At 40.6% G+C, this 12822-nt stretch carries 13 protein-coding genes; 2 read left to right on the plus strand and 11 right to left on the minus strand.

Features of this window, described 5'->3' with window-relative positions:
- Positions 1-23: 23 nt before the first annotated feature.
- From pyk to K0S23_RS11025, 5 genes are all read right to left on the minus strand, one after another.
- Positions 24-1442 (minus strand): pyruvate kinase, encoded by a 1419-nt coding sequence (gene pyk, locus K0S23_RS11005; protein ID WP_300357146.1) that lies wholly within the window; start codon positions 1440-1442, stop codon positions 24-26.
- Positions 1439-1870, minus strand: a complete 432-nt coding sequence (locus K0S23_RS11010) for an IPExxxVDY family protein (RefSeq protein WP_300357149.1) — start codon at positions 1868-1870, stop codon at positions 1439-1441. The genes pyk and K0S23_RS11010 overlap by 4 nt, the downstream gene beginning before the upstream one ends.
- Positions 1871-1979: 109 nt before the next feature.
- The gene (rnc, locus tag K0S23_RS11015; RefSeq protein WP_300357151.1) at positions 1980-2702 is read right to left on the minus strand and encodes a ribonuclease III; all 723 of its coding nucleotides are present in this window, start codon (positions 2700-2702) and stop codon (positions 1980-1982) included.
- 7 nt (positions 2703-2709) lie between these two features.
- Entirely contained in the window at positions 2710-3963 is a 1254-nt protein-coding gene (gene fabF, locus K0S23_RS11020; RefSeq protein ID WP_300357154.1) for a beta-ketoacyl-ACP synthase II, read from the minus strand.
- 42 nt (positions 3964-4005) lie between these two features.
- On the minus strand, positions 4006-4242 hold the full coding sequence (locus K0S23_RS11025; protein WP_300357157.1) for an acyl carrier protein: 237 nt from the start codon (positions 4240-4242) through the stop codon (positions 4006-4008).
- A gap of 160 nt (positions 4243-4402) precedes the next feature.
- Here K0S23_RS11025 and K0S23_RS11030 point away from each other — a divergent pair, with 160 nt between their 5' ends.
- Both K0S23_RS11030 and K0S23_RS11035 read left to right on the plus strand, forming a co-directional pair.
- Positions 4403-4978, plus strand: a complete 576-nt coding sequence (locus tag K0S23_RS11030; RefSeq protein WP_300357161.1) for a phosphoribosylglycinamide formyltransferase — start codon at positions 4403-4405, stop codon at positions 4976-4978.
- A gap of 4 nt (positions 4979-4982) precedes the next feature.
- Complete coding sequence (locus K0S23_RS11035) at positions 4983-5621, plus strand: MarC family protein (RefSeq protein WP_300357163.1); 639 nt, start codon at positions 4983-4985, stop codon at positions 5619-5621.
- A 280-nt stretch (positions 5622-5901) separates the two neighbouring features.
- Here the strand turns inward: K0S23_RS11035 and K0S23_RS11040 are convergent, their stop codons facing one another.
- From K0S23_RS11040 to K0S23_RS11065, 6 genes are all read right to left on the minus strand, one after another.
- On the minus strand, positions 5902-6696 hold the full coding sequence (locus tag K0S23_RS11040; protein ID WP_300357165.1) for a sensor histidine kinase: 795 nt from the start codon (positions 6694-6696) through the stop codon (positions 5902-5904).
- Positions 6693-7088 carry a hypothetical protein gene (locus K0S23_RS11045; RefSeq protein ID WP_300357167.1) on the minus strand — a complete coding sequence of 132 codons (396 nt, stop codon included), beginning with the start codon at positions 7086-7088 and terminating at the stop codon, positions 6693-6695. Before K0S23_RS11045 ends, K0S23_RS11040 begins: the two co-directional genes overlap by 4 nt.
- 198 nt (positions 7089-7286) lie before the next feature.
- Positions 7287-8312 (minus strand): rod shape-determining protein, encoded by a 1026-nt coding sequence (locus K0S23_RS11050; protein WP_300357169.1) that lies wholly within the window; start codon positions 8310-8312, stop codon positions 7287-7289.
- Between the two features lie 247 nt (positions 8313-8559).
- The gene (locus K0S23_RS11055; RefSeq protein WP_300357171.1) at positions 8560-9777 is read right to left on the minus strand and encodes a hypothetical protein; all 1218 of its coding nucleotides are present in this window, start codon (positions 9775-9777) and stop codon (positions 8560-8562) included.
- Between the two features lie 273 nt (positions 9778-10050).
- Entirely contained in the window at positions 10051-11583 is a 1533-nt protein-coding gene (gene purH, locus K0S23_RS11060) for a bifunctional phosphoribosylaminoimidazolecarboxamide formyltransferase/IMP cyclohydrolase (RefSeq protein WP_300357173.1), read from the minus strand.
- Between the two features lie 193 nt (positions 11584-11776).
- A complete protein-coding gene (locus K0S23_RS11065) occupies positions 11777-12820 on the minus strand; it encodes a PorP/SprF family type IX secretion system membrane protein (RefSeq protein ID WP_300357175.1) in 1044 nt (347 codons plus the stop codon).
- Positions 12821-12822: the final 2 nt, after the last annotated feature.

Genomic DNA, 12822 nt, shown 5'->3' on the forward strand with positions numbered 1-12822 from the left:
TAATACACCCATTACAAGCCAAGCTACTCTACGTAACTCAACTTCAACATATTCGATTTTCCATTTTCCTCAATCGGAATGGAAGCGATATTGATCACCAAATCACCCTGCTTCAACAATCCTTCTTTTGTCAGGAGGTATTTGATATCCGCAATCGTATGGTCTGTACTTACTTTCTTATCATAATAAAATGCTCTTACTCCCCAAACCAAACTTAATTGCGTAATGATTTGTTTGTTCCCTGTGAAAACAAAAATCGGGGCATTGGGTCTCTGGGATGCAATTTTATAAGAGGTATACCCGGAATAAGACATTGTGATAATGGCATCGGCCTCAACACGCTGCGCTAACCGGCAGGCATTAAAACAGATCGAATCTGAAATAAAGCGGGATTGCGACTTATCCGGAAGCTGATCCTTGTGATAAATTCCATCGAATTTTTCCATTTCATTCACGATGTTCACCATGGTTCGGATGACTTCATTCGGAAACTTACCAACGGATGTTTCTCCCGAAAGCATAACAGCATCTGCCCCGTCCAAAACTGCATTGGCTACGTCATTTACCTCTGCGCGGGTTGGTGTAACATTCGTGATCATACTTTCCATCATTTGTGTAGCTACGATAACCGGTTTTGCATGCTGGTGTCCTTTACGGATCAGCATTTTCTGGATCAGCGGAACATTCTGGTATGGAATTTCAACACCCAGGTCACCACGAGCAACCATTAAAGCATCCGTTGCTTTGATAATTTCATCAATATCATCTATTGCCTCAGGTTTCTCAATCTTAGCTACCACCAATGCTTTTGCCTGACGATTGGAGATAATGTGTTTCAATTCAATAATATCTCTTGCAGAACGCACAAATGACAATCCGATCCAATCCACATCATTATTCAGCGCAAATTCCAAATCCTCTCTGTCTTTTTCAGTTAGAGACGGTAAGGATATTTTCGTATTCGGAAGATTCACTCCTTTTTTGGAGGAAAGAATTCCACCATGAATGATTTTTGCCTTGATCTCTGATTCACCGTTAGTTGATACGATCTCCATTTGCAGTTTTCCATCATCCAAGAGGATTCTTTCACCAGGTTGCACATCGCGCGGCATGAAGGAATAACTGATTCCGAATTTCTCTGCCGTACCCATAACACGCTCGGTTACAATGGTAACAATAGAACCTTCTGTCATCATTACCCCATTGTTTTCCATCTCGTAGGTTCTGATCTTAGGGCCTTGTAAATCTGCCAGGATCGACACATTCAAACCGGTTTCCTTGTTGATCTCGCGAATCAGGTCAATACTTTTTTTGTGATCCTCATGAGAGCCGTGTGAACAGTTCAAACGACAAACGTTCACACCATCCAATATCATTTGTTTTAATACTTCTTTATCTGCAGTGGCAGGACCTAAGGTTGCTACAATTTTTGTTTTTTTCATTCGAAAATTATTAGTTCTGCAGAAGGAATTGCGCCGGCTTCGAAAACATATGCAGCCATTACACTATTTGATTCGCGGATTCGTTCTACCAAATCATCTAAGTCGTGAAGTACATTCTCTCTTAGAATTAAAAAGTAGTCAATTTGGTTCTTTTCCGGAATCAGGAATTTACCTTCCGATTTATTCTTAATTAAATACCATTCCATGTGATCTACCTCATCGATAAATACATGAAAACTGTGTTGTGAAACAATTGCGCCTTTTCGGGATTGAATAACAAAGGGTTCTTCACTTTTTGTCAGCTCAAGTTCCAGAATTTTGTTGATTCCCCAAGCCAAGCGGTAATCACTGTGGTGAGAACAGATACCGATTAGTTCAAAGTCTACAGAAGTTTCTAATGAAAGTACATGACGCTTTTGTTTGCTCATCCACTTTAAATTTATTCTTGTGAAGATACGCAATATCTTGCACACGGCAATCAGTTAAGCATTAGGATTTGATTAAGAAATATTCCGTAATGTTACTAAAAGAACTCTTTCAGATTTCCCCCATCAAGATCAGGGTTTCTTTAGCGGCTGCCTGTTCGGCTAGTTTTTTGGAGTTTCCGGTTCCTTTACCGTAGTTGACACTATTTACCTGAACGATTACTTCGTAAAACCAGGTTCCGTGATTATTTTCTTCGCGCAAAACGGCAAATTCCAAAGCCAATCTTCTTTTCTGGCTCCAGATAAACAATTTGGATTTAAAGTCGATTTCTTCTTCCAGGATCTTGTTCAGATCAACGTATTTGCGGAAAATATGATTGTAGATGATCTTTTTGGTAACCTCGTAAGAACTATCGAGATAAATTGCCCCGATGATCGCTTCGAAAGCATTTCCTTCCAGGGAAGACAAGTTGATGGATCTTCCTTTGTTGTAACGCAGAATAGATCGTAATTCGAGCTCTTCACCGATTTCCGAAAGTGTTTTCCTGGAAACAACCTTTGATTTTACTTTGGTCAAATACCCTTCGTCTTCCTCGGGAAAGCGCTGGAATAAAAACTCTGCGATAATGGAATCCAGGATTGCGTCGCCTAAAAACTCCAGGCGTTCATTTGAAAAGTCTTTCTGACCGTGGTATGCAATGGACCGATGGGTTACCGCCTGGTAAAACAGTTCGATATTCTTTGGTCTGTATCCAAAACGATTAACAAAAAATCGAATGAATGCAACGTCTTCCTGAGACCGTGTTTGCTTTAAGAATGGTAGTCTAAACCTCACCTAACTATTAACCTTTATACTTTCGCACGATCACAGAAGTGTTGTGACCACCGAAACCGAAGGTGTTTGATAAGGCAACATCCACGGTACGGTGCTGAGCTTTATTAAATGTGAAGTTCAATCGATTATCAATTTCAGGATCATCAGTGAAATGATTAATTGTTGGGGGAACAACATCATTTTTAACTGCCAGGATACATGCAATTGCTTCAATAGCTCCTGCAGCTCCTAATAAGTGACCTGTCATTGATTTTGTGGAGCTGATGTTCAACTTGTAAGCATGTTCTCCGAAAACCTGTAAGATTGCTTTTGTTTCAGCAATATCTCCAAGGGGAGTTGATGTACCATGAACATTTACGTAATCAATCGCAGTTGCGTCCAATTCAGCATCTTCCAATGCTGCAATCATTACGTTTCTTGCACCTATTCCATCCGGATGAGGGGCAGTCATGTGATATGCATCACCCGACATTCCACCTCCAAGAACTTCAGCATAAATTTTAGCTCCACGCTTTTTTGCATGCTCGTATTCTTCCAAAATAAGTGCACCGCCACCTTCGCCCAGAACAAAACCATCACGGTCTGCATCAAAAGGTCTGGAAGCGGTTTCAGGAGAATCATTGCGGGTAGACAAAGCTCTTAAAGCATTAAATCCACCCATTCCCATTTCATTTACTGCAGCTTCAGAACCACCGGTTACGATAGCATCGGCTTTACCTAAACGAATTAAATTGAAGGCGTCGATAATTGCATTTGTTGCCGAAGCACAAGCCGAAACAGTTACGTAATTCGGGCCTCTCAAACCATATTTAATTGAAATATGACCGGCAGCAATATCTGAAATCATTTTTGGGATAAAGAAGGGATTGAACTTGGGAGTTCCATCTCCTGCAAAGAAATTTTGAGACTCATCCTGGAAGGTTTTCAATCCACCGATCCCGGATCCCCAAATAACACCAATGCGGTCTACATTCGGGTTCGACTCCATCAATTCAGAATCAACCATGGCCTCTGTAGCAGAGACCATGGCGTATTGTGAAAATTGATCTAATTTCCGTGCTTCTTTTTTGTCGATATGATCTTCGACGTTAAAATTTTTAATCTCACAAGCAAACTGCGTCTTAAACAACGAAGCGTCGAATTGTTTGATAGGAGCAGCACCACTTTTTCCTTCCAGTAATGCATTCCAATATTCTGCAACAGTATTACCAATAGGTGTAATAGCACCCAACCCAGTTACAACAACCCTCTTCAGCTCCATAAATAATTAATTCGTTTTGAATGCTTGGAAAACTAAGATCTCCTAGTTAGCGTTTTTCTCGATGTAAGAAACTGCGTCACCAACTGTTTGAATGTTCTCAGCTTGATCATCCGGAATAGCGATGTTGAATTCTTTCTCGAATTCCATGATCAATTCTACAGTATCTAGTGAATCAGCACCTAGATCATTTGTGAAGCTTGCTTCGTTTGTTACTTCGCTTTCTTCAACTCCTAACTTATCTACGATAATAGATATTACTCTTGATTTGATATCAGACATCTCAATTCTTTTATAAGGTTTTTCAGCTTGCAAAGAAAATAGGAAATGCGATAAAAACAAAATATAAAGTGACTTAATTACATTTTAAGTCTTTGGAAAATCTTGTTTTCAGCTTGAAATCCGCCTGTGCTGTGTCATTTGGATTATGTAACTTTGTGCCATGAATAAGAAATCCATAGCGTTATTCGCATCGGGTAATGGCTCAAATGCCGTGAATTTGATTCATTTTTTTCAGAATCACCCAAAAATTGAGGTGAAAACTTTGATCTGTAACAAAGCTGATGCACCTGTTGTGGCAAAAGCCGAATCCCTGGGTGTGGAAGTTTTGGTCTTTAGCAACGAGGAGTTTGAAAGCGGTCTTACGGTCTTACAGGAACTTGATTATCGTGCAATCGACTGGATCGTACTGGCAGGATTTTTACGCAAAATCCCGGTAAATATTATTCGCGGATATCAAAACCGCATTATTAATATTCACCCTTCCCTTCTTCCCAAATACGGAGGGAAAGGAATGTACGGCAAATTCGTGCACAGTGCGGTCATTGAAGCAAAAGAATTGAAAAGCGGGATTTCGATCCACCTGGTAAACGAAGAATTTGACGAAGGAGAAATCCTTGCCCAGTTTGAAACACAATTAACAAGCAACGACACCTGTGATTCGCTTACTGAAAAAATCCATGCCCTGGAACACAAACATTTTCCTATCATTGTAGAACAAACGGTTTTAAATCACTAACGATATGCTAAACTATTTCTGGGCTTTTAATTGGGGCGAGCTTTTTAAGGCCTCCATGGTATTGTTTGCTGTGATTGATGTGATCGGTTCGGTTCCGCTGATTATCAAAATTAAAGAGCAGAGTGGTGATATTCACCCGGCAAGAACGAGTTTTGTTTCTTTGGGGATTATGATCGGTTTCCTGATCTTAGGGGAGTCTATCCTGAAACTATTTGGAGTCGATGTGGGATCTTTTGCCGTTGCCGGTTCTTTAATCTTATTCGCTATGAGCCTGGAGATGATCCTTGGAGTGCGTTTATTCCGCGATTCCGTTTCCGGAAAAACCGCAAGTGTGGTTCCGCTGGCCTTCCCGATTATTGCCGGGGCAGGTACTATGACCACTTTGGTTTCATTGCGGGCAGAATTCCAGAATATTAATATTGTGGTGGCTATCTTAATCAATGTGTTGATCGTTTACATTGTTTTGCGCCTGACAAAACGGATCGAAAATTTACTGGGCCCGGGAGGAATTGCTATTATGAAGAAAGTTTTTGGAATTATTCTCCTGGCCATTGCCGTAAAACTGTTTACAACGAATATTGCCAAGATCATCTTAAATGTTGAAGCAGAAAAGCATGTTCAAAAGATAGAGAATCCCCGATAAGCGGTCAGGTAGCATTTTAATTTTCAAACTAAAGGTGACGGTAGCAGACTTTACAGTCGCTACGAATGCGAAACCTACTTCGTCGTCGACTTCGCAGGTTAAAAGGAGACAGTAGCAGACTTTACAGTCGCTACGTCTCAAGGTGGGGTATCCATGCTTTACCTATGCTTTAACTACGGAATATAGTAGCTCTATCCATACTTTATTATACAAGAATCTCTAATTGAAAATCCCGGGTATCGGGATGAAAGATTGCTGATCTTTTTACAATTTCAAATTATCAATTTTCAATTCTAAAAATGAGTTCATATCCCAATCCATTTTCTCTCAGGATCTTCAATTCAGCGGAGAGCTGGTCGGAAAGAGCACTGATCAGTTGAATTCCCAGACTTTCAAATGCCTCTGTATGAATTTCTGCCGGCAAACCGATCCCATTATCCGTAATTCTCAAGCAGAAATAAGTTCCGTCTGCCGAAAAACCAATCCTGATTATTCCCTTCCCCTCCGGAAATGCATACTTGAAACTATTGCTTACCGCTTCGTTTACAATTAATCCGATTGGAATCATCCGCTCGGCTTCCAGGCAAATTCCGTTATCTACCTCGTATTCAAAAACCACATCCGAATTGCTTCCCGCAAACGAACTGTTAATACTCAGAGTAAGTGTTTTAATATAGTCTGAAACCTGAATCCGGCTCAAATCCCTGGTCCTGTAAAGCATTTCATGGATCATCGACATGGAAATGATCCGGTTTCTGCACTCCCTGATCAAGGCCAGGAATTTTTCATCCTTTGTATATGAAGCCTGCAGATTCATCAGGCTGGAAATGATTTGAAGGTTGTTTTTTACCCGGTGATGAACTTCCTGCAGGAGGGCTTCGCGTTCCTGAAGAGTAATTACAGAGTTTTCCAGTTCTTCTCCAAGCATATTCACCCCGGAAGCAATGGCATCAAAAACATCATTTTGATCCGTAATCTCAGTTTTCTGGGTGAAATCCAAACGTGCATAAGCCACAATTACATCCATTATCGCATTGGCGCGTTCCTGGATGTATTTGACTTCTTTGGGATTCATTTTGCATTAAATTTACCGAGCCACTCAAGTGCGCTGGACTCATTCAAAAATAATTTTGTGGGTACTGCAGGTTTGTTGATTCCCAGGAAAAAATTCCCAACTGCTTTACTCACGGAAGAGTCGATAATAATTGCAAATGCAAGCGTATTTGTTTTTCGTCCATTAGCTGTAAAAAAAGCGCGTGCTTCCCGTTCCATCGATTTGATCCCTCTTGCGTCAATCAACAATGGAAACTTCGTATCTACATAAAAACCATTCACAACTACCGAATTTTCTTGTGCGTGTTCCAATTTTACCTCTGAACCTTTTTTCACTTTTGTTCGGGCAATTCCATCTTCACCCATCCAGGTAAAATAACACGTAAGATTATGAGCAGTGTCCGGAATGTTCATTCGTCTGATTTAACACAAATTTAAAATAATTACGCTTGCGATTTCTATCTCTTGAATATCAGGAAATGGTAAAGAAAGTATATTGATAAAAAGCGAATCTAAAATATACCGAAGTCCGGGGTTCACCAAGGAAATATAACAAAAAACCCTGACGTCCGATAAATGGAGTCAGGGTTCTCTTTATATTATTTTATTGTCTTAGTCTTTGATCAGGAACTGGAATCGATCCAGGTTCTTCAACGCGATACTTGTTCCACGTGCCACAGCTCTCAAGGGATCTTCTGCAATGTGAACAGGTAATTTTGTTTTCTCATTGATCCTACGATCCAAACCACGCAACATAGAACCACCTCCAGCAAGATAAATCCCTGTCTTGTAGATATCCGCAGAAAGTTCCGGCGGAGTCTGCTCAAGGGCACTTAAAATCGCTTCTTCGATTTTAGAAATCGTTTTATCCAAAGCATGAGCAACCTCAGAATAGGTAATGATAATTTCTTTTGGAATACCAGTCATTAAATCACGACCACGCACAGCGTAATCAGCCGGTGGGTTTTCCAATTCAGGCAAAGCTGCACCAACCTCGATTTTAATTTGTTCAGCTGTACGTTCTCCAACCAGGATATTGTGTTGGCGACGCATGTATTCTTCGATATCGGAAGTGAAATCATCACCTGCAATACGAATGGATTTGTCACAAACAATACCTCCCAAAGCAATAACTGCAATCTCTGAGGTACCACCACCTATATCAATAATCATGTTACCCATTGGCTCTTCCACATCAATCCCGATTCCGATTGCTGCAGCCATTGGCTCATGAATTAAATATACTTCTTTCGCTCCTGCGTGTTCTGCAGAGTCACGCACAGCACGTTTCTCTACCTCTGTAATTCCCGAAGGAATACAGATAACCATACGAAGCGTCGGATTAAATAAGCGTTTCCCAGGATTAATCATTTTGATAAATCCGCGAATCATTTGTTCAGCACTTTGAAAGTCTGCAATCACACCATCTTTCAAGGGTCTGACTGTTTCAATTAATTTGTGTGTTTTTCCGTGCATTTGTTGTGCCTTCTTCCCGATGGCAACAACTTTACCCGTTTGAATATCTTTTGCTACAATTGACGGCTCATCAACTACCACTTTGTCATTCATAATGATCAGTGTGTTTGCAGTACCTAAGTCAATAGCAATTTCTTGTGTAAGAAAATTAAACAATCCCATCTAGCGCGCTCCTTTTTGCGTTTTCCTTTCCTTATTCGTAAATTCCAGGAAAGTGTTACAAAATTAGATTAAATAATCGAAAAAAAATCAAAACCCTGTTCTAATTTGCAGAAAGAAATTTGAAATTCAACAGATTGGGTGACACATCCTCCTAAAACACACCGAAATCAAGTATCCGTCTGTAAATCCGAAGCAATAAAAAAGGCATCCGCTGTGAACGAATGCCTTTATCAAGCTACTATTTAAATTAGTTTACGCGTTTTTCTATTGTTCCGTCGTCATAAACATAAATTACCAGGCCTTTTTCAGACTCAGAGACTTCCTGACCCAACAGATTTACAATTTTCACCAGTTTCTGGTCCTTCAGTCTGTTATCAACTGATATGATAGAAGGATAGGTTCGAACCTGGCCATTCATATCTACTTGTTTCAAGCGGTAATAATTAATCACGTTTCGTGTATAATTATAGACATTCAATTTGTAATCCACGGGAGATTCACTATTTCCGGCGCCATCTACCCAGTCGATTTTTGTCCAAACGTCCGAAGCAGGATCTGTTGTCCATTCTACCTGGAAATAATCATTGTCGAGTTCTGTTTCTGTTGCCCATTGCAACACATTCACACCTGCCGTATATTTCCCCGAAAAGCCGGACAATTCAACCGGTAAAACCACAGGTGTACAACCAATCACTGCAGTAGTTGTATTTGAAGCCCAATTAAAATCGAAGGTATAACCGATCCCCGAGTTACTGTAATTATCAATCAACAAAATATAGACCTGGTTTGCAGCTACATTCAGGGCATTTACCCAGCGGTCTCCATACTGATTCTCACTGTTATCAGGTTCTCCGGTACGCATTCCGGTATTTCCGTTCCCCTCAGCATACGAACAGCGAATCGGATCGTTTACCGGTGGACAATTGGCATTTGCACTTGCAGCAGTGAATGGTCCCCAAACAGCAAAGTCATAATCTGAATTTGAATTCGGATCAATTCGGAAAGAAAGCGAGCCACCTGACTGGATATTGATATAATACCAGGACGATTGATGCTCACTGGTCAAACATCCATTATTTGCATTGCTCAATTCCTGGATTCCATATCCCGAACTGTTTCCCGGAAGTGATGTTCCCGAGCAAATTTGCTCTGCAGCTTCGCAATTCGTTCCACCTACTTTTTCTATGCTGCGAAACGGTCCTTTCGTTTTAGTAACAGATGCGGAAGAAATTCCAATAAGTTGCAGGACCGAATCGATCGATTGAATGGAATAGTTTACCGGTGTGCTAAAAAGAATCTGATTATCACTCAAAAAGCGATTGTATGTGTCCGGAATGTGTTTTTCAAAATCTGTTAAATAGGACTTATTTTCAGATTCAGTAGCCGTCAAGGTAATTTTATATTGAAACTGGGAAAATAGAGAATTAGTTGATAAGGCTAATAGAATTAGCAAGATTGGTTTCATCGCAAGAATTAATATGTTATAGTTGTTGTAATTTAAGACCGCAAAAGTACTGCTTGGTTTCCCAAAGGAGTGCGAAAATCCGATAAAAAGGGGTGATTGGCGAGTTTAAGTATGTGATATGCTGGTTTTTGAAAAAATTTGGAAGTCAATTATTGGTTTTTTATGTGGACAAATTCACGGTTCTAAAGGTCCGTGTGAAATTTGACAGAGGCGGTATTTATTCTCAACAAAAAAGGGAGCTTTTCAACTCCCTTTTTAATCATTTATTTTATTTTAATGTTTGAAGTGCCTGTTTCCTGTAAATACCATAGCCACACCGTTTGCATTACAGTAATTAATTGATAATTCATCTTTAATAGAACCTCCGGGCTGAACTACGGCGGTGATCCCTGCAAGATGAGCTATTTCAACACAATCCGGGAAAGGGAAAAATGCATCGGACGCCATCACTGCGCCTTTCAGGTCAAAACCAAATGATTTTGCCTTTTCAATGGCATGTCTCAAAGCATCCACGCGCGATGTTTGCCCCGTTCCACTAGCAAGCAGCTGACCATTCTTTGCTAAAACAATGGTATTTGATTTCGTATGCTTCACCAATTTATTTGCAAAGATCAAATCCTCTACTTCCTGTGCAGTAGGCACTGAGTTTGTCTTTGACTCAAAGTTGCCAGCCGATTCGGAAAGCATGTCTTTATCTTGCTCTAACACACCATTCAGCAATGTTCTGAACTGACGCTTCGGTAACTCTACTTTCTTTTGAACCAATAAAATGCGGTTTTTCTTGCTTTGCAATACTTCCTGAGCATCTGCATCAAATCCCGGAGCAATCACTACTTCACAAAACAAATCATTTATCAGGGTGGCAGTTGCCAGATCAATCGTGCGGTTTGCGATTAAGATTCCACCAAATGCAGAAGTAGGGTCTCCTGCCAATGCGTCAGCATAAGCTTGGTCCAGGGTTGGACGTGTAGCCATACCACAGGCATTGTTATGCTTTAAAATTGCGAAGGTGGGATCATTGTTTTCAAACTCAGCCATTAATTGTACCGCAGCATCAACGTCGAGTAAGTTATTATAAGAAAGTTCTTTTCCATGTAATTGATCGAACATAGCCGAAAAATCTCCGTGGAACCATCCTTTTTGATGCGGATTCTCTCCGTAACGAAGTGGCTGGCTCTCTAAAATACTTTGCTTAAATACGGGAGTTTCCTCTCCTTCATTAAAGTAATTAAAGATATGTGTGTCATAGTGGGAAGAGATCATAAATGCTTTCCCTGCAAACTGCTTTCTTTGATCCAATGTCGATGACGCGCCCTGTTCATTCAAAATTGACAGAAATTCACCGTACTGATTTACGGAAGGAATAATTACCACATCGTTGTAATTTTTAGCAGCTGCACGGATCAAAGAAATTCCACCGATATCGATCTTTTCAATAATGGATTGGTGATCCGCACCGGATGCTACCGTTTCTTCAAACGGATATAAATCAACAATCACCAGGTCAATTGTGGGAATATTGAATTGTTTTGCCTGGTCTAAATCAGCCTGAAGATTTCTTCTGTGTAAGATTCCACCGAAAATAGCAGGATGCAAGGTTTTCACACGGCCTCCAAAAATTTCAGGGTACGAAGTCATTGATTCAACCGGTATAACCGGAATTCCCAATCCCTCAATAAATGTCTGAGTTCCGCCGGTAGAATATATGCTTACGTTTTCTTCATGCAGTTTACGCACAATCGGCTCCAAGCCATCTTTGTAATAAACTGAAATTAAAGCTCCTGTAATTTTCTTTGTGTTTTCCATATGTCAACTTTGTTCCTTCCGAATCAACCTGATTCGAGGGCGCAAAAGTACAGCTTTAAATGGAAAACCGTTGTAGTTTATTGATAATTAATTACCAACAAACCCGGAAGAAATATACAAGTTCAATTATTTACCATGTAGAAGGAGGATAAGTGTACTCTTATCCCGACACGCTAAAAATCACAGCTATTCACTATCTGAATCCTTTTCTTCTTGTTTTAAATATCGCATTATTCAGATTCGTATAACTAATGGAAAACTCAAGGCTCCCCCCTTTATAGCCATATCTGAGTGCAGACAAGGTAATATCGTACGATACTCCAAAATGGAATCCTCTCCAATCAACCTGCATAGTAGGCGAAACAGCATCCTTCAGCCTGGTATAAACTCCCAGACCAATAAAGGCATCCTGGTTCAAACCGGTAATTTTACCACCATCCGTGAAACGTCTTCTCAAAATCAGTCCTAAAATGGATTCATAGTGACCACCCTGGATGAATTGTGCAAATTGTGCATCAAATGCCATTTTGGTGCCTGGAATATCCATTGAATATTTCACCATCCCTACATATTTTCGTGCGAGTTGTTCCTGAGATCCTGACCGGTAGCGCAATGCAGGAGCATTCAAGTGATAGCCTGCGAAGCCTACCTGGAATTTCATATCATTATTTCGCGCGAAGGTACTTTGCCCACCATCGAACTGATAGAAAACCCCTGCAGAGGCATCCAAATACATAAACGAACTTAAACTACCTGTTTCTCCGCTAACAATAGTCGGATCGTATGCTCCGTTCCCGTTCCACTGGGAATCATAAATCAATCGCGACATATTTCCCGAGCGGTTTCCGACACCGCCCTGGATTCCAAGAGACAGTTGGCTGCCGTTTCCAACCGGAAGAATCCCAGAAACTGTAACTGATCCGGTTTGTAATCCATATCCGGAACTTCCGGCAACATCATTATAAAACTGAACACCCACTCCAAGATGTGCCTTCGGTTTTCTGTCGTTTTTGAAAAAATTGGCATCTGCAGCCAATCCTGTTGTCATGTATGTTGTGCCACCACCCAGCCACTGATTTCTATGTTGAATCGCAATTCTTTCCCAACCATCATAAACTCCGACTGCTCCCGGATTGAGCAGATTCGGAGATTGAAGTATTTGAGTTACATGAAAATCCTGGGCACTTGCTGACAAAGTTGTCAGAAATACAAGTGCCGTTAAAGTCCCTCTCTTCATGA

Source organism: Fluviicola sp. (assembly GCF_029266855.1).
Classification (GTDB): Bacteria; Bacteroidota; Bacteroidia; order Flavobacteriales_D; family Crocinitomicaceae; genus Fluviicola.

Coding starts and splice junctions, on each gene's coding strand:
- K0S23_RS11035 (WP_300357163.1), top strand. CDS start 4,983: ATGCTAAACTATTTCTGGGCTTTTAATTGGGGCGAGCTTTTTAAGGCC.
- K0S23_RS11065 (WP_300357175.1), bottom strand. CDS start 12,820: ATGAAGAGAGGGACTTTAACGGCACTTGTATTTCTGACAACTTTGTCA.
- K0S23_RS11050 (WP_300357169.1), bottom strand. CDS start 8,312: ATGGGATTGTTTAATTTTCTTACACAAGAAATTGCTATTGACTTAGGT.
- K0S23_RS11045 (WP_300357167.1), bottom strand. CDS start 7,088: ATGAACATTCCGGACACTGCTCATAATCTTACGTGTTATTTTACCTGG.
- fabF (WP_300357154.1), bottom strand. CDS start 3,963: ATGGAGCTGAAGAGGGTTGTTGTAACTGGGTTGGGTGCTATTACACCT.
- K0S23_RS11010 (WP_300357149.1), bottom strand. CDS start 1,870: ATGAGCAAACAAAAGCGTCATGTACTTTCATTAGAAACTTCTGTAGAC.
- K0S23_RS11040 (WP_300357165.1), bottom strand. CDS start 6,696: ATGAATCCCAAAGAAGTCAAATACATCCAGGAACGCGCCAATGCGATA.
- K0S23_RS11025 (WP_300357157.1), bottom strand. CDS start 4,242: ATGTCTGATATCAAATCAAGAGTAATATCTATTATCGTAGATAAGTTA.
- K0S23_RS11055 (WP_300357171.1), bottom strand. CDS start 9,777: ATGAAACCAATCTTGCTAATTCTATTAGCCTTATCAACTAATTCTCTA.
- K0S23_RS11030 (WP_300357161.1), top strand. CDS start 4,403: ATGAATAAGAAATCCATAGCGTTATTCGCATCGGGTAATGGCTCAAAT.
- purH (WP_300357173.1), bottom strand. CDS start 11,583: ATGGAAAACACAAAGAAAATTACAGGAGCTTTAATTTCAGTTTATTAC.
- pyk (WP_300357146.1), bottom strand. CDS start 1,442: ATGAAAAAAACAAAAATTGTAGCAACCTTAGGTCCTGCCACTGCAGAT.